Origin of the sequence: Aquabacterium sp. (genome assembly GCF_016234775.1) — a bacterium.
In the GTDB taxonomy this organism is placed as follows: domain Bacteria; phylum Pseudomonadota; class Gammaproteobacteria; order Burkholderiales; family Burkholderiaceae_C; genus Aquabacterium.
Map to the genome: position 1 here is coordinate 187,143 of NZ_JACRAH010000001.1, position 16,013 is coordinate 203,155.

Sequence of the window (16,013 nt, forward strand, 5' to 3'; positions counted from 1 at the left end):
GAAACAGACCCTGATCTGACGTTTTCGGCCGCCAGGGGCCAAAATACAGTTTGATTCGCAGGACCACCTCTATGCTCATCGATTTCTTCTTCGCTTTGCGCTCTGCTCGGCTGCCGGTAACCATTCCGGAGTACCTCAGCTTGCTGGATGCCATCAAGAATGACGTGATTGGGCCGTCTGTGGATGAGTTTTATCACCTAGCCAAGATGACATTGGTGAAGAATGAAGCGCATTTCGATAAATTTGACCGGGCGTTTTCCGCCTATTTCAGGGGGGTAAGCGAGACCATCGACTTCTCCAAGGACATCCCTCTGGAGTGGCTGCGCAAGCATTTCGAGCGCGAATTGACGCCGGAAGAGAAGGCCAAGATCGAAGCCATGGGTTGGGACAAGCTCATGGACCGCTTCAAGGAATTGATGGAAGAGCAGAAGGAACGACACGAAGGCGGCAACAAGTGGATCGGGACCGGCGGGACATCACCTTTCGGTGCCTATGGGTATAACCCTGAGGGTTACCGCGTGGGCCAGGATCGCTCCCGTAACCGCAGTGCAGTCAAGGTCTGGGACAAGCGCGAATTCAAGGACTACGACGATACGGTGGAGCTTGGCACCCGCAATATCAAGGTGGCGCTGAGGCGTTTACGTAAATTTGCGCGCCAGGGGGCAGCCGAGGAGCTGGACCTGGATAACACCATACATGCAACGGCAGCCAATGCCGGCATGCTGGATATCAAGATGATCCCCGAACGGCACAACGCGGTGAAGGTGTTGTTGCTCATGGACGTGGGCGGCACCATGGATGACCACATTCACCGCGTGGAGGAGATGTTCTCGGCGGCCAAAACCGAGTTCAAGCATCTGGAGTTCTATTACTTCCACAACTGCGTGTACGACTTCATGTGGCGCAACAACCACCGCCGCTATACCGAGAAAGTCCCCACCTGGGACATCATCCGCAAGTACAACAAGGACTACAAGCTGATCTTTGTGGGGGATGCCACCATGAGCCCCTACGAGATCCTGCAGGCCGGCGGCAGCGTGGAATACAACAACGAAGAGCCCGGCGCGGAGTGGATCTCGCGCCTGACGCATGCTTTCCCCAATTTCGTGTGGATCAATCCGGAGCCACAAGGTGTGTGGAACTATCGGCAGAGCGTGTCCATCATGCAGCAGTTGATGGGCGGCCGGATGTTCCCTATGACCTTGCAAGGCCTGGAAGGGGCCATGCGCCTGCTCAGCAAATAAATGACGGGACACAAGCCCACGGGCGGCACGGGCAGGAGCGGTTTCGGGGCGGCCTGTCTGCTTGGCCTTGTCCTGCCTGCCTTGTTGCTTGATGGCGCCTGGGCTCAATCAGCACCTGATCTGGCTGCTCAGGACAACGAGCCCGCGGCCAATGTGCCTGCGCAGCCCCAGACCGGCGAGTTGCCTCGTTCCGACCGCGCCAAACCCGTGGTGTGGCACTTGCAGATCGATGCCCCCAGGCCACTGGACAAACTGCTGCGCAATTTCCTGGATCTGGCCCGTTTCCAGGAGGAGTCCAGCAAGGATCAGAGCCTGGGTATCCGGCGCAGCGAGTTGCGCCGGTTGGTGGTGTTTGCACCGGACCAGGCCAGAGCCTTGCTCGAGGCGGAGGGGTACTTCAACGCCCACATCGTGACCCGGGTCAGCGACGAGGTCGAGGGGCAGCCTGTGGTGGTCAGCATGGAAGTGGATCCTGGGCCACAAACCGTGGTCAGCAAGGTGCAGTTCGTGTTTGAAGGCGATCTGGACACCCGACTAAGCAACAGCGATCCCCTGGCGCAGGCGCTGCTGGACCGGCTGGAGCGCAATTGGGCCTTGCCGGAGGGGCAGGTGTTCAGGCAGGCGGACTGGTCGGCGGCCAAGAATGGCGCGCTGGCGCGCATGCGGGCCGAAGGCTACCCCCTGGCCAGTTGGAGCGGTACCTCCGTCACGGTGGACGCGCAGACACGCCAGGCCAAGATCTTTCTGGTGGCCGATTCTGGTACGGCCGTGGCCTTTGGTGACATCAAGGTGGAGGGGTTGAACCGGCAGCCCGCTTCGGCCGTGATCAATCTGGCCCCTTTCCACAAGGGGGATCCGTACAGCGAAAAGCAGTTGCTGGACTGGCAGGAGCGCATCCAGAAGCTCAACATGTTCGACAACGTGTTCGTGACGACGGATCTGGATCCGACGCAGGCACAGTCGGCGCCCGTGCTGGTTCAGTTGCACGAGTTGCCCATGCAGACGGCCACAACGGGTGTTGGTATCAGCAGCAACACAGGCCCGCGTGTGTCGGGTGAACACGGGCATCGCAACATCTTCGGGCTGGATTGGCAAAGCAAGGCCAAGGTGCAGATCGGTCGCAAGGAGTCGACGGGGCAGTTGGACCTGACATCCCATCCCTGGCCGGGGCGCCGAAGAGGGCTGATCTCGGCACAGGGCTCGTACCAACTCGATGACAACGATGCCGTCACCTCAAGCCAGTACTTGCGCTTCGGTCTCTTGCGCGAAGGCGAGCGGCTAGAGCGCACGGACTATCTGGAGTTCCAACGCGCCGAAGTGCGCTCGTCGGAAGGGCTAGTGGTGTCCAACGCCTCGGCTGTGAGCGGCACATCGCAATGGATCTTCCGTGATGTGGACAGCCAGATCCTGCCGACCAAGGGCTCGACCAGCCTGGGTCAACTGACGGGTGGCCGCTCGTACTCGGCACTCGATGAGCAGGGTTATTTTGGCCGGGCCTATGCCCGCGTGACGGGCTATCTGCCGCTGTGGTCGCACTGGTATGCCACGGCGCGCGCCGAGGTAGGGCAGGTCTTTGCCCGTGATGCCGTCAGCGTGCCGGATACCTTGTTGTTTCGCGCAGGTGGTGATGACTCGGTCAGAGGCTATGCCTACCGGTCGCTGGGGGTACTCAACGAAGGTGTGGTGGTGGGCGGTCGATCGATGGGCACAGGCAGCCTGGAGCTGGCGCACCCCTTGTCGAGCAAGATGCCCAGCCTGTGGGGGGCCTTGTTCATCGATGCCGGTGATGCCGCCAACCGGTTTGGCGATCTGCAGCCCAAGGTCGGTTATGGCGCGGGTATTCGCTGGCGCAGCCCGGTCGGGCCCTTGCGCCTGGATCTGGCCTATGGCAACGAGGTGCAGCGCTGGCGCATGCACTTCAGCGTGGGGATCAGCCTGTGATCGGCCTGCTGGGCAAACTGCTGCGCGCCTTGCTGGTTCTGCTGGCAGCGGCGGGCGTGTTGATCGGTGCCGTGTGGGCGCTGGCGCACAACGAGGCGGCCACATCGCATCTGCTGCCGCTGGTGCCGGGCATCAAGGTGTCGGGGCCGCAGGGCGCCTTGCTGGGTGATTTCCAGGCGACGCGCATCGACATCAGCTTGCCCAGATCCGGGCGCCTGACCTTGATGGAGCCATCGTGGCAGCAACTGAGCATCAAGCCCGATCTCACGGCCTCATGGTGGTTCGGCCTGGACGTGGCGCAGATCAAGGCGCGCAAGCTGGAGCTGGTGTGGGTGCCGGATCCCGTGGTCACGCCCTTGAAGGCGCCACAGGACCTGGGTCTGCCGTTTTCCTTGCGGGTGAAACGCGTGCTGGTGGCGTCGGCGCACAGCAGCCTGTGGGGTGATGGCGCGCCGCTTCAGGCGCTGGATGCTGCCGTGGCCGCGCAACAGGGTGGCCAGGTGCCTGCGGTGCACCTGGTCCAGCTCGCGCATCTGAACTGGTTGAACTGGTCGTTCAAAGGTGTGGCGCAACTGGGTGTGAATCAGGGGCTGCCGCTGAAGGCGGACGTGCAGGCCCTCCAGAACACCGCGCCCGCTCAGGAGGGCGGCACCGAGCCGCAGGCGAAGGGCGAGGCCGTGTTGCATGCGCAAGGCCCCCTGGCCCAGCTGCTGGTGCGGGCAAAACTGAGCCTTCAGCAAGGCGGCCGTTCAACTCAAAGCCTGACACTGGATGGCGAGGTGCAGCCCTTTGCGGCCTGGCCGGTGTCGCGCCTGACCGCTTCGGTGAAGAACCTGAATCTGGCCGATCTGCATCCGGGCCTGCCGGGTACGCTGCTGCATGGGCAGGTGAGCCTGGCGCCGACTGCGCGCAAGGCGCTTCAGGCTCGGCTGGACCTGCGCAACGAGCAAGCCGGTGCCTGGGACGATCAGCGTCTGCCCCTGCGAGCCCTGAAAGGGCTGCTCCTGCTGCCTGATGTACATGCTGCCCAGGATCTGACCCACGCCTGGCGACAGGGCGAGCTGGAGCTGGTAGCGCAGTTGCCTTCTGTGGCCGGTCATGCCCCGGGCGATCTGACGGTGTCGGGTGGCTGGGGTGGCCAGCGTGTGCTCAAGGCGCAATGGCGCGGTGTGGAGCCGCAAGCGCTGTATGGCTTGGCGCCTGCCTTGCAGCTGCAAGGGGCTTTGCAGCTCAAGCCCGACTGGGCCAGTGTGGCCAAGGCGCCGGCTTCGGGCTGGGCACAATTGCGCTCGACTGTGGACTTGAACGTGACGGGCCTTTTCGGGCCCACCTTCTCGACACGGCCCGCGACATCGGGCAAGAAGGGGCGCACGCAGGGGGATGTGCCCGTCAGCCTGGCCATGGAGGGGCGCTATGCGCCCGGTCAGTTCGAGGTGGCTGCGCTGCGGCTGCAGTCTCAGGCTTCGCAGGCCGATCTCAGTGAGGCGGTACTGCGGTGGGGGGCGCCTGCACCGGCTCCCGCATGGTCCGTCAAGGGCCATTTGAAGGTGAAGGATTTTGATCCCCAGGTGTGGCTGCCATGGCCTGCGGGCATGAACGGGCGCAATCAGTTGAACGGCGAGTTGGGCGTGGCGCTGGACGCCAACTGGCGGGGGCGACTGGATCTGGGGCTGCAGTCCAGTCAATTGGCGGGCGTGTCCTTGTTCGGGCAGGCCCAGTGGCGCTCGCCTCAGTCGCCGCAGCGCATGTCGCTGGCGCTGGATCTGAACGCAGGAGGCAACCAGGTACAGGCCCACGCTGACGTGCCGTGGCGCATGGGCAGCGATGGCCGGCTGCAATGGTCGCAAGAGGCCAGCTGGCAAGGCACCGTGCACGCCCCCGCGCTCCAGAGCCTGCAGGCTGTGGCGCCGTTGATCGGTGCACGTCAGGTGTCCGGCGTGGTCGATGGTGCCTTCAAAGGGCACGGTGTGTGGCCCCAATTGAAAACGGATGGGCAGTTGTCGGTGTCGCGCCTGCAGTGGGTCATGGCCAATGGCGTTCAGATGGGGCTGTCATCAGGTCAAGCCAGTTGGGCTGTGGACGGCCAATCGGCTGATGCGCCAGTACGTCTGCAGCTCCATCTGGCGCAATGGCAGACCGCCCATGTGTTGCTGGAGGAGGCGCAGTGGCACGTCAGAGGCAGCGTGCGTCAACACGAGTCGCAACTCACGGCGGACCTGAGTCACAAGCCGCAAACCGGTGGCAGGACGTCCCATTTCCATGTGGCTGCTGCCGTACAGGGCGGCTGGCAGGCGCAGGCCATGAGCTGGCAAGGGCGTGTCAACGAACTGCTCGTCAATCTGGCTGGCAACAAGCCTCGCAGCTTGCTGCAGGCGCAGCCCTTTGGCTTGGTCTGGCGAGATGCCCCGGACGGGCGCTCCTTGCGTGTGGAGCCCACGGCCCTGATGGTGATGGGTGCCGACATGCACCTGAAAAAGCTGAACTGGCAGGCCTTGTCTGCCGCCAGCGACCCGGTCGGCGAGGTCGAGGCCTCGCTCGAACTGGATCCCTTGAACCTGCCTGCCTTGCTGACGTCGTGGCAACCTCAGGCCGGATGGGGCGGGGACCTGTTGCTCCATGGCCGGGTCGATCTGCACCACAGCGCCCGCCAGCCCTGGGTGGTGGATGCCTATGTGGCACGCCAGTCCGGCGACCTCAGCTTGAGCGAGCCCACCATCCAGGGCAACAGCACGCAGCGTCTGGGTATCCGTGACGCCCGTGTCGCGCTGCAGGCGCGCGATGGCGTGTGGACCATGACGCAGCAGTTTGATGGCCGTGTGCTGGGTGTGCTCAAAGGGCGGCAGGTGGTGCAGGCGCGTTCGGCCGACGTGTTGCCTCAGGCGAGCGATCCCTTGTCCGGTCAACTGGATCTGCAGATCGCCAACTTGCGCCCCTGGGGTACCTGGGTTCCGGCTGGCTGGCGCCTGACAGGGCAGATGCAGGCCAAGGCCGAACTCGGTGGCACGCTGGGTGTGCCGCTCTACACGGGGCAGATCAAGGGACAAAGCCTGGGCTTGGGCCAGGCGCTGATGGGCATCAACCTGACAGACGGGCAACTGCAGGTGGATCTGGCCGGAGAGCACGTCAAGTTGACGCAGTTCACGGCTCAGTCGGGTTCACAAGGTGGCCGCATCGGTGCGCAGGGCGAGCTATTGCTCAGTGAATCCCCCCAGGCGCAGTTGACCGTCAAGGCAGAACGCTTCGCGCTGTTGCAGCGCGTCGACCGGCGTGTCGTGATCAGTGGCGACGCGCAGGCCAGCTTTGGTGCCGAAGACATCAAGGTAGATGGTCAGTTGCAGGTGGACGAGGGGCTGATCGACATCACGCGCTCAGACGCTCCGACCATCGGTGACGATGTCAACGTGCTGAATCGGCCTGGCGAGGATCCCGAAGAGCAGGCCGAAGTGGCAGCGGCAACCAGCAACGGTAATGGCAGCAAGCGCAAGCTCAGCGCCAACGTGGCCGTGGACCTGGGGCACAAGCTCAAGCTCAAAGGCAAGGGGCTGGATGCCTATCTGGCCGGCAAGCTGCGTTTGACGACGCCTTCGAACCGGCCAGCGCTCAATGGCACCGTGCATGTCGAGAACGGCACCTTTGCAGCCTATGGGCAGAAGCTGGTGATCGAGCGCGGCGACGTGGTGTTCACGGGTGCGATCGAGAATCCCCGCCTCGATATTCTGGCCATGCGGCCCCAGTCGCCCACGGCTTCTGCCAGCGATGTGAAGGTCGGGGTCAATATCACCGGCACGGCCCAGGATCCTCGCATCCGCCTGTATTCTGATCCCTCCATGTCCGAGACGGAAAAGTTGTCCTGGCTGGTGCTGGGTCGAGGGCCCACAGGCCTGGGCGGGGCGGACATCGGCCTGCTGCAGAGCGCGGCCGTGGCCCTGTTGTCTGGCGAGGGGAGTTCACCTTCAGACAATCTGGTGGCGATGCTGGGCCTGGATGAACTGTCGGTGCGACAAACGGAAAGTGCGGGCTCCACGGCTCGCGATACCGTGGTCAACCTGGGCAAGCAGGTCTCCAAATACTGGTACGTGGGCTACGAACGCAACCTCAATGCCACCAGTGGCAACTGGCAACTGATCTACCGACTGGCGCAGCGCTTCACGGTGCGTGCCCAGGCCGGTGATGACAACGCAGTTGACTTCATCTGGGCATGGAGATGGGATTGAGTTCAGTGCCCCTCGGCATGCAGCTTCTTGTGAATCTGCCGTACGCCCCACCAGATGGCCAACAGCACCAGCGGGATCATCGCGCCTGCCAGCATCTCGGGGTTGACCGGTAGCCCCACCGCTTTGGCTGCCTTGCCACCGTACAGCACCAGGCTGATCACGTAATAGGCAATGGCCGCGATCGACAGGCCTTCCACGGTGCTTTGCAGCCTCAGTTGCAACTCCTGCCCCTTGGTGAGCTTTTCCAGCAGCATCTGGTTTTGCGTTTCGGTGGCGATGTCCACCCGGGTGCGCAACAGGGCACTGGCACGCTCGATCCGCTGAGACAGAGAGCCCAGGCGCTGGGCCGTAGCCTGTACGGTGGCCATGGCCGGTGACAGGCGTTTGAGCAGGAACTCGCCCACCATCTGCGTGCCTGGGATGGCGGTTTCGCGCAATTGCTCGATACGTTGCTCGACCAGGCCCGAGTAGGCGCGCGTGGCCGAGAACCGGTACATGTGCTCCGACGTTGCTTTTTCAACGCGCGCGGCCAGGTGGATGAGTTGTGTCAGCAAGTCCTGATCTGACGCATCTGCGCTTTCCATGCGAGCGGTGATGACGGCCAGTTGCGCTTCCGATTCGGTCAGCATGGCGCTGATCTCTTTGGCTACGGGCAGGCCACGCAAGGCCATGAGCCGGTAGGTTTCCAACTCCAGCAGGCGTTGAGACGTGCGGCCCGAGCGGAGCTCCGACGTGTTGGGGGGGGACACCACCAGCAGGCGCTCGAAGCCACTTTCGCGCAAGTGGAAGTCCGTGAACACGCACGAACGCTTGATGCCCAACAGGGAGACGACGGTCTCTCGCCCTTCGAACCACGGTGTGGCCGTGGCGCGCATGGCTGCAACGTCGTCCACATCACCGTTGATCATCGCCAGGGTGATGGCGGCCACGGTCCGCCCGGGGATGGCGGCCAGCCAGGCTGGATCCACAACGAGCGAGCGCAGCAGCTCGGCTTCGTCGCCCGTTTGCAGAACATGGTCCGGCAAGGCCTGGACGATCGAATAGCGGGTGAACTCGGTGTGGCGCTCCCACTTGAGCGTGTGGTTGGCAAAACGCAGACGCAGGAAGTTGCCATGCAGTTGCGCCAGCGTGAGTGACTCCTGGTCTGGGAGCTGTTGCAGATGGCGCCATTCCTGCTCGCGGCTGATGCCTTCGTTGAGCACGGCCACGTACACCACCAGGGCGGGCAGCCGGATGCGGGCGGGCGGGCGGGCGTGGACCTCGTTGTGCAGGACCTCGCGCAAGGGGTCATCCGAGGGCAGGGCCTTGGGCAGAGCGGATGGCGAGCGGGTGTGGGAGGCAATGTCGGAGGTCATGAACACTCGTCAGGCGATGAAGACAGCCCCTTGATCCTACATGCATGCAAGCCGCAGGCCCGGCGGCCGCTTTGTTTTGACGCAAGTGTCGGCTCGCACGCGTCGCCCCAAGGGCGTGGATGAGGCAAACTTCAGGCAAAGCAACAAGACGAGGTCAGCAGCATGCGCGAGTTCTGGAATCAAAAGTTTGGCGACACTACCTACAAGTACGGTGTGCAGCCCAATGTCTTTCTGCGCGAGCAGGCGTGCCTGATTCCCAAAGGGAGCCGCGTGCTGGTGCCCGGTGACGGCGAGGGGCGCAACGGCGTCTGGCTGGCCGAGCAGGGGCACATGGTCACCTCGGTGGATTGCTCGGATGTGGGCCTGGCCAAGGCGCGCAAGCTGGCGGCGCAGCGCAGCGTGCGCCTGGAAACGCTGGAGAAGGACCTGACCAACTGGGTGCCGGCAGCCGCGTCCGTGGACGCCGTGGTGCTGATCTATGTGCACCTGCCGTCATCACAAAGAACCGCGATCCATACTGCGATGCTGCAGGCCTTGAAACCTGGTGGGCATCTGATTCTGGAGGCCTTCCATCCCACGCAGGTCGGGCTGAGCAGCGGTGGCCCCAAGGATGTGGACATGCTCTACACCGTGGCCGCCTTGCGGGAGGATGCCTTGGCCAGTGGCGTGGCCGGTGTGGAGCTGACAGGGCTGGAGGGGCGCGTCACGCTGGACGAAGGCCCGTTCCATCAAGGGCCTGCTCAGGTCACGCGCTGGGTCTGGCGCCGCGCCGCCTGAGTCTGGCCGATGCTCACTTGAGCATCACGTCATCGGCATCGCGCACATGAACCATGATCGGGATGCCTTGGCCCACGCTCTGCGTGACGGTGCAGTAGGACTCGAACTGTTCCAGCACGCGGTCCAGATGCTGCAGTTGCGCCGCAGGCACGCCGAGTTTGAGCCTGGCGGTGATGGTGCGCACCCGCAGACGACCTTCGGTGTTCCGGCCCACTTCGGCGACCACCTCGCAGCTGATGGGCTCCGGCGCCTGCTTGAACTTGCGCAAGGCAAACAAGAGCGAATCCGACAGGCAATTGCCCACGGCGGCGGCCAGCAATTGCACGGGTGAAGGCCCCTTGGACTGACCGAGGGGCGGTGGTTCATCGGCCAGCAGGGCGGGCACGCCACCTTCGAAGTCAACCTGGAACTGGTAGTCCTGCTGCTGGCTCAGGGTCACCTTGACGGTCTGATCGGACATCTTTCTTTCCTCATGGATGCGAACGGGGCCATGGTGGCCAACTGGATTCACTTTATTGACAAACAATATATCTGTCAACATAATGTTTGACATGAAAGTGAATGACATCGACCTGGTGGCCTTGCAGGCCTCTGCCGAAAAGGCTTGTGCCTTGCTGAAGGTCATGGCCCATACCGATCGCCTGGTTCTGTTGTGCCGCCTGGCGCAAGGTGAGTTCTGTGTGAGCGAGCTGGAGAGCGATCTGGGCATCCGTCAACCCAGCCTGTCGCAGCAACTGGGTGTGTTGCGGCAAGAAGGCCTGGTCGACACCCGCCGCGAAGGCAAGCACATCTATTACCGCCTGGTCAGCGAAGACGCTGCGGCGGTCATGCAGGTGCTGCACAGCCGGATATGCGGAGCGGCCCTGCCGGGGCGCACCTGCTGATGCCGTTTCCATTGACCCATGAAGTGAAGGACTTGTGATGAGCTTGAGCGTGCCAACCAACCCCCTGTGCCCGGAGTTCACGGTGTGCGGTCAGATCAGCCTGACTGATGTGGCGGTACTGGCCCGCAAGGGCTTTCGCAGCATCATCAACAACCGACCGGATGGTGAGGGCGGGCCGGATCAACCGACCAGCGCCCAAATTGAAGCGCAGGCCAAGGCGCATGGCATGCACTATGTGCATTTTCCTGTGTCCAACCTGATGATCAGTGAGGCGCAAGTGGCAGCCTATCAACAGCAATGCGCCGAGTTGCCGCACCCGATCGTGGGTTTCTGCCGTTCGGGTGGGCGTGCCAGCGCTTTGTTCCAGGCCTGCGGTGGCCAGGTTGGCAAGGCAGGCTGAGCCATGAACCCTTCTCGGCGCGCATTGCCCGGCACGGAGGTGCCCTGGGCCTGGCCTGCGCCGTGGATGCGACAGTGGCGGCGCGAGTGGCTGCATGGTGACCTGACCGCCGGACTGGTGGTGGCCGTGATGCTGGTGCCGCAAAGCCTGGCGTACGCGATGCTGGCGGGCTTGCCGCCACAGGCTGGCCTGCTGGCGAGTTTGCTGCCCCTGTTGTTGTATGCCCTGGTGGGCAGCAGTTCGGCGATGTCGGTCGGCCCGGGTGCCATCACCTCCTTGATGGTGGCGCAGGCGCTGGCGCCGCTGGCTCGGGCAGGTTCGGCAGACTACATCGCCATGGCGGGGGTGATGGCCTTGGGTTCTGCCGCGCTGATGTTGCTCATGGGCGTGTTGCGCATGGGCTTTCTGTCGCAATTGTTGAGCAGACCGGTGGTGCAGGGGTTCACGGCGGCCTCGGCCTTGTTGATCCTGTTTGGTCAGATTGCGCCTTTGCTTGGCATGGGTGCCTGGGGCGCCACGCTGCCTGACATGCTGCATGGTGCCTGGCTGCGGCTCATGGCGCGCGAGCCCCTGCATGTGGGTGATGCCCTGGCCGGCCTGGGTGCGCTGATCATGTTGACGCTGTTGGGGCCCCTGGTCAGAGCGGTGGGGCGCGTATTCGGTGCCAGTGCCACCACGCTGGCCATCCAGGAACGGCTGGGGCCTGTGTGGGTGTTGGGGCTTGTCGCCTGGCTGGCCAGTCAGATGTCTGCCTGGGGCATGGCCCCGCCTGCGCTGGTGGGGGCCGTGTCCTTGAGCGGCGCCCTGTCCTTCAACGCTGACATCACGACGCTGGCGTCGCAGGGGGCAGGCCTGCGTGCGCTGTTGATGCCCACCATGCTGCTGGCGCTGGTCGGTTTTGTCAGCAGCATGTCGGTGGCACAGACCTTTGCGCTCAAGCACGGCGAGCGGGTGGATGCCGACCGTGAGTTGCTGGGGTTGGGCTTGGCCAATCTGGGGAGCACCCTGCTGGGTGGCATGCCGGTATCAGGCGGCTTGTCCAGATCCGCAGTGAACGAGGCTGCAGGTGCGCGAAGCCCGCTGGCGGGTGTCATCAGTGCCGCCTTGCTGGCCGCCATGCTGCTGCTGTTGATGCCCTGGCTGGCGTGGCTGCCCAAGGCCGCGCTGGCTGCGGTCATCATCTATGCCATCGCGGGGCTGGTGGAGTGGCAATCCCTGAAGGCGGCCTGGCGCTATGACCGTGCAGATGCTGGTGCCTTCATCAGCACGGCGGCCGGCGTCCTGTTGATCGGGTTCGAGGCAGGGTTGATGTTGGGGCTGGCGTGGTCGCTGGCGGCGATGGTCTGGCGTCACAGCCAGCCTCACATGGCGGAAGTAGGGCGCCTGCCTGGCACGGCGCACTACCGCAATGTGGCCAGGTACGAGGTTGACACCCTGCCGGATGCGGTGATGGTCCGTGTGGACGAGAGCCTGGACTTCACGAACATCCAGCGCGTCGAACTCAAGTTGTGCGAACTGGTGCATGGGCGATCAGGTGGTCAAAGCACAGTGAATCACGTGGTCTTGCTGCTGTCCGCAGTCAATCACATCGACCATACGGCGGTGCAGGCCCTGATCGATCTGGACAAGGCGCTTGCCGATCAGGGCAAGACGCTGCATCTGGCCGAGGTCAAAGGGTTTGTCATGGACAGATTGAAAGCAGCTGGCTTCGATGCCAGATTTGCCGGCCGACACCATCTGAGCGCCCAGGAGGCCTGGGATGCACTGTCGTCGGCCCGAGTGGCTGCAGTTTGATTTTTTTTGTTGAACAGGAGATGAGTATGAAAGCGAACGTTGGTGGACTTGATCGTGCAGCCCGCATCACGGCTGGCGTGACCCTGGTGGCCCTGGCGGCTACCGGTACGGTGGGTGTGTGGGGCTGGATCGGCCTGGTGCCGATCGCCACCGGCCTGTCGGGCTGGTGCCCGGCCTATCTTCCATTTGGTATTACGACCTGCAAGATGAAGTGATCGGCGAGTTGCCGCATCACGATGGGGGCCCTGCGAGGGGCCCTTTGTTTTTGGTGCGTGCACCACCTTGACCGCTTGTGGGCTTTTCTCATGCACTGACGTAGCGCATCAGTGCGCCCCTGCCGGCGCAGAACGTCAATTCACGCGGGTTGACGTGCACCAGCGCAGCGAAAAGCCCCTGGCACGCATGCTGCTCTCTCCTGTTTGGTATTACCAATTGTTCAACCCGTAATAACCGTGAATGGGTCAGATGATGAGCACAACGTCAGCAGTACAGCGTTTGATGGGCGGTTTCAAGGCATTCGCCATCGCCGCAACCCTCGTGGGCACACAGGCGGGATGGTCCGCTCAGCCCCTGAAGATCGGCTACAGCGACTGGCCGGGCTGGGTGGCCTGGCAGGTCGCCATCGACAAGGGCTGGTTCAAGCAGGCGGGCGTGGACGTCAAGTTCGAATGGTTCGATTACTCGGCTTCCATGGACGCATTTGCAGCGGGCAAGATTGACGCGGTCACCATGACCAACGGCGACACGCTCGTCACGGGCGCAGGCGGCGGCAAGGGCGTGATGATCATGCTGACCGACTATTCCAATGGCAATGACATGATCATCGGCAAGCCCGGCATCAAGTCGCTCAAGGACCTCAAGGGCAAGAAGGTCGCCGTTGAAGTGGGTCTGGTCGAACATCTGCTGCTGCTCAATGGCCTGAAGAAGGCTGGGCTGAAAGAGTCCGACGTCACCCTGGTCAATGCCAAGACCAATGAGATGCCGCAAGTGCTGGCCTCCGGTGATGTGGCCGCTGTAGGCGCCTGGCAGCCGATCGCCGGTCAGGCCATCAAGGGTGCGCCTGGTGCCAAGCCTTTGCTGACGTCTGCCGATGAGCCTGGCCTGATCTATGACGTGCTGACCGTCAGCCCGACCAGCCTGGCTGCGCACAAGGCCGAGTGGCAGAAGGTCGTGGGCGTGTGGGACAAGGTGGTGAGCTACATTTCCGACCCCAAGACCCAGCCTGATGCCGTGAAGATCATGGCAGCGCGCGTGGGCGTGGCTCCCGATGCCTACATGCAGTTCCTCAAGGGTACCAAGCTGCTGTCGCTGAGCGAGGGCAAGAAGGTCATGGTCAAGGCCGATGGCTTCAAGTCCTTGTACGGCTCCACCAAGATCGCGGACGACTTCAACGTCAAGAACGCGGTCTACAAGGAGGCTCAGAAGGTGGACAGCTACATCGATGCCAGCCTGACGAACGCCGCGGCCAAGTAAGGCGCGTTCTGCCACCGCTCACTGAGGTTGACCTGTCATGAGTCAGACCGGTTGGTTCGCCGTGCGCGCGGCTTTGACGCCGCGTCGCAAGCTGATGCTGGGCATCGGCTCCTTCCTCCTGCCGCTGATGCTGTGGAGCGCGGTGAGCTACCTGCCGTTCCTGTGGCATCCGCAGGTGCTCATCACGCAGCCAGGCGAGGTGGACTACTTCCAGGTCGGCATGCGTGTCGACAAGGACATCTTCCACGACGAGTGGAAGGGGATGAAGGACGCCGGCAAGGCCTTGCCATCGGGTGAGCCGGCCAACCCGGTCTACCTGCCAGCACCGCATGAAGTGGCTACAGCGTTCTACACGGCGTTCACGACCGCACCGGAACAAAGAGATGCGCCCTGGCTGCATGAAAGCCTGTGGAGCAGCATCCAGATCATCTTCTGGGGCTTCCTGTTGTCGTCGCTCATTGGCGTGCCATTGGGCATCGTGTGCGGCACGTACAGCAGCATCGCCCGGCTCAACGAGCCCTTCATCGAGTTCTTCCGTTATCTGCCAGCCCCGGCATTCGGCGCACTGGCTGTGGCGATCCTGGGCATCCACGATGGCCCCAAGATCGCCATCATCGTGATCGGCACCTTCTTCCAGCAGGTGCTGGTGATTTCCAACACCACCCGCAAGCTGGACTTCGCCTTGCTCGAAGCCGCGATGACGCTCGGCACCAAACGCTGGCGCCTGATCTCTCGCGTGGTGGTGCCCGGCATCCTGCCGGACCTGTACCGCGATCAACGCGTGTTGCTGGGCTGGGCCTGGACCTACCTGATCGTGGCCGAACTCATTGGCACCAGCTCCGGCATCACCTTCTTCATCACACAGCAGGCGCGCTACCAGCACTTCGAGAACGTGTACGCCGCCATCGCGATGATCGGGATCATCGGCCTGGGTATTGATCTGGTGCTGGCCTGGCTGGGCCGCCGGCTCTTCCCCTGGGACCGCTCACAAGGCAAGCACTGAGGCACATCCACATGAGTGAATCGACGGTTTCCTATCTGGATCAGTCCGATGCGGTGCGGGCGCGCTTTGACAAGCTCAAGCAGCGTGAAGTCATCCTGGAAGTCAAAGGTCTGGGCAAGACCTATGACTCGCACCAGGGCCCGGTGACCGCGCTGGACAACATCAACTTCAAGACGCACCGGCGTGAGTTCGTGTGCGTGATCGGGCCGTCGGGTTGCGGCAAGTCCACCCTGATCCGCATCCTTGCGGGGCTGGAGTCGCACAACGCGGGCGAGGTGCTGCTGGATGGCAGGCCGGTCAACGGGCCAGGGCGGGACCGTGGCATGGTGTTTCAGGGCTACACCCTGTTCCCGTGGCTGACCGTCAAAAAGAACGTCATGTTTGGCATGGAGATGAACGACGCGGGTCGCAACGAGGCCGAGTCTCAGACACGCCAATGGCTGGAACTGGTGGGCCTGAGCAAGTTTGCCGATGCCTACCCGCATCAGTTGTCTGGCGGCATGAAGCAGCGTGTGGCCATCGCCCGTGCGCTGGCCAATCAGCCTCGCATCCTGTTGATGGACGAGCCCTTCGGTGCGCTCGATGCCCAGACCCGCGCCAAGATGCAGAACCACCTGCTGGAGATCTGGAAGAACATCGACATCACCATCCTGTTCATCACGCACGATCTGGATGAGGCCATTTTTCTGGCCGATCGCATTCTGGTGCTCAAGGCGCATCCCGGTGCAGTGCAGGAACTGATCGAGGTGCCCGTGCCCCGGCCGCGTTCGGCCATGCAGATTGCCAGCCCAGAGTTCCAGGCCACCAAGGCGCGCCTGGAGGCCTTGATTCACCCACCTTCTGCGCAGGCCGAACACAGCGAGGATGACGACGTCATGCTCAACGTGATCCGCCTGACGGACGTGTCCGACAACGTGGAATGAGGGCA

Annotated in this window: 13 protein-coding genes; 11 read left to right on the forward strand and 2 right to left on the reverse strand. The window is 63.1% G+C overall.

Annotated elements, in window-relative coordinates; translation table 11 throughout:
- Positions 1 to 71 precede the first annotated feature (71 nt).
- Genes HY836_RS00835 through HY836_RS00845 form a run of 3 tightly spaced genes read left to right on the forward strand, consistent with a single transcriptional unit; the run spans position 72 to position 7,399 of the window.
- Complete coding sequence (locus tag HY836_RS00835; protein WP_290672468.1) at positions 72 to 1,244, forward strand: VWA domain-containing protein; 1,173 nt, start codon at positions 72 to 74, stop codon at positions 1,242 to 1,244.
- On the forward strand, positions 1,245 to 3,185 hold the full coding sequence (locus tag HY836_RS00840; RefSeq protein ID WP_290672471.1) for an autotransporter assembly complex family protein: 1,941 nt from the start codon (positions 1,245 to 1,247) through the stop codon (positions 3,183 to 3,185).
- Positions 3,182 to 7,399: a translocation/assembly module TamB domain-containing protein gene (locus HY836_RS00845; protein ID WP_290672474.1), complete on the forward strand. Its 4,218-nt coding sequence runs from the start codon at positions 3,182 to 3,184 to the stop codon at positions 7,397 to 7,399. The genes HY836_RS00840 and HY836_RS00845 overlap by 4 nt, the downstream gene beginning before the upstream one ends.
- 2 nt (positions 7,400 to 7,401) lie before the next feature.
- Here HY836_RS00845 and HY836_RS00850 read toward each other — a convergent pair whose 3' ends face one another.
- Entirely contained in the window at positions 7,402 to 8,754 is a 1,353-nt protein-coding gene (locus HY836_RS00850; RefSeq protein WP_290672477.1) for a DUF3422 family protein, read from the reverse strand.
- Between the two features lie 162 nt (positions 8,755 to 8,916).
- Between HY836_RS00850 and HY836_RS00855 the strand changes: the two genes are divergently transcribed.
- Positions 8,917 to 9,531 carry a class I SAM-dependent methyltransferase gene (locus HY836_RS00855; RefSeq protein WP_290672480.1) on the forward strand — a complete coding sequence of 205 codons (615 nt, stop codon included), beginning with the start codon at positions 8,917 to 8,919 and terminating at the stop codon, positions 9,529 to 9,531.
- Between the two features lie 13 nt (positions 9,532 to 9,544).
- Here HY836_RS00855 and HY836_RS00860 read toward each other — a convergent pair whose 3' ends face one another.
- Positions 9,545 to 9,991 (reverse strand): OsmC family protein, encoded by a 447-nt coding sequence (locus HY836_RS00860; protein ID WP_290672483.1) that lies wholly within the window; start codon positions 9,989 to 9,991, stop codon positions 9,545 to 9,547.
- Between the two features lie 91 nt (positions 9,992 to 10,082).
- On the opposite strand from HY836_RS00860, the gene HY836_RS00865 reads away from it, so the two are divergent.
- The 7 genes from HY836_RS00865 (at position 10,083) to HY836_RS00895 (ending at position 16,008) form a co-directional block, all read left to right on the forward strand.
- The gene (locus HY836_RS00865; RefSeq protein WP_290672486.1) at positions 10,083 to 10,415 is read left to right on the forward strand and encodes a metalloregulator ArsR/SmtB family transcription factor; all 333 of its coding nucleotides are present in this window, start codon (positions 10,083 to 10,085) and stop codon (positions 10,413 to 10,415) included.
- A 37-nt stretch (positions 10,416 to 10,452) separates the two neighbouring features.
- Positions 10,453 to 10,815: a TIGR01244 family sulfur transferase gene (locus HY836_RS00870; RefSeq protein ID WP_290672489.1), complete on the forward strand. Its 363-nt coding sequence runs from the start codon at positions 10,453 to 10,455 to the stop codon at positions 10,813 to 10,815.
- 3 nt (positions 10,816 to 10,818) lie between these two features.
- A complete protein-coding gene (locus tag HY836_RS00875; RefSeq protein ID WP_290672492.1) occupies positions 10,819 to 12,609 on the forward strand; it encodes a SulP family inorganic anion transporter in 1,791 nt (596 codons plus the stop codon).
- A 26-nt stretch (positions 12,610 to 12,635) separates the two neighbouring features.
- Entirely contained in the window at positions 12,636 to 12,824 is a 189-nt protein-coding gene (locus HY836_RS00880) for a DUF2892 domain-containing protein (protein WP_290672495.1), read from the forward strand.
- Positions 12,825 to 13,107: 283 nt separating this feature from the next.
- Positions 13,108 to 14,082 carry an ABC transporter substrate-binding protein gene (locus tag HY836_RS00885; RefSeq protein ID WP_290672862.1) on the forward strand — a complete coding sequence of 325 codons (975 nt, stop codon included), beginning with the start codon at positions 13,108 to 13,110 and terminating at the stop codon, positions 14,080 to 14,082.
- 37 nt (positions 14,083 to 14,119) lie between these two features.
- Entirely contained in the window at positions 14,120 to 15,085 is a 966-nt protein-coding gene (locus HY836_RS00890) for an ABC transporter permease (RefSeq protein WP_290672497.1), read from the forward strand.
- 11 nt (positions 15,086 to 15,096) lie between these two features.
- Positions 15,097 to 16,008, forward strand: coding sequence for an ABC transporter ATP-binding protein (locus HY836_RS00895; protein WP_290672500.1), 912 nt, complete (start codon positions 15,097 to 15,099; stop codon positions 16,006 to 16,008).
- Positions 16,009 to 16,013 lie beyond the last annotated feature (5 nt).

Coding starts and splice junctions, on each gene's coding strand:
- HY836_RS00835 (WP_290672468.1), top strand. CDS start 72: ATGCTCATCGATTTCTTCTTCGCTTTGCGCTCTGCTCGGCTGCCGGTA.
- HY836_RS00840 (WP_290672471.1), top strand. CDS start 1,245: ATGACGGGACACAAGCCCACGGGCGGCACGGGCAGGAGCGGTTTCGGG.
- HY836_RS00850 (WP_290672477.1), bottom strand. CDS start 8,754: ATGACCTCCGACATTGCCTCCCACACCCGCTCGCCATCCGCTCTGCCC.
- HY836_RS00855 (WP_290672480.1), top strand. CDS start 8,917: ATGCGCGAGTTCTGGAATCAAAAGTTTGGCGACACTACCTACAAGTAC.
- HY836_RS00860 (WP_290672483.1), bottom strand. CDS start 9,991: ATGTCCGATCAGACCGTCAAGGTGACCCTGAGCCAGCAGCAGGACTAC.
- HY836_RS00865 (WP_290672486.1), top strand. CDS start 10,083: ATGAAAGTGAATGACATCGACCTGGTGGCCTTGCAGGCCTCTGCCGAA.
- HY836_RS00870 (WP_290672489.1), top strand. CDS start 10,453: ATGAGCTTGAGCGTGCCAACCAACCCCCTGTGCCCGGAGTTCACGGTG.
- HY836_RS00875 (WP_290672492.1), top strand. CDS start 10,819: ATGAACCCTTCTCGGCGCGCATTGCCCGGCACGGAGGTGCCCTGGGCC.
- HY836_RS00880 (WP_290672495.1), top strand. CDS start 12,636: ATGAAAGCGAACGTTGGTGGACTTGATCGTGCAGCCCGCATCACGGCT.
- HY836_RS00885 (WP_290672862.1), top strand. CDS start 13,108: ATGGGCGGTTTCAAGGCATTCGCCATCGCCGCAACCCTCGTGGGCACA.
- HY836_RS00890 (WP_290672497.1), top strand. CDS start 14,120: ATGAGTCAGACCGGTTGGTTCGCCGTGCGCGCGGCTTTGACGCCGCGT.
- HY836_RS00895 (WP_290672500.1), top strand. CDS start 15,097: ATGAGTGAATCGACGGTTTCCTATCTGGATCAGTCCGATGCGGTGCGG.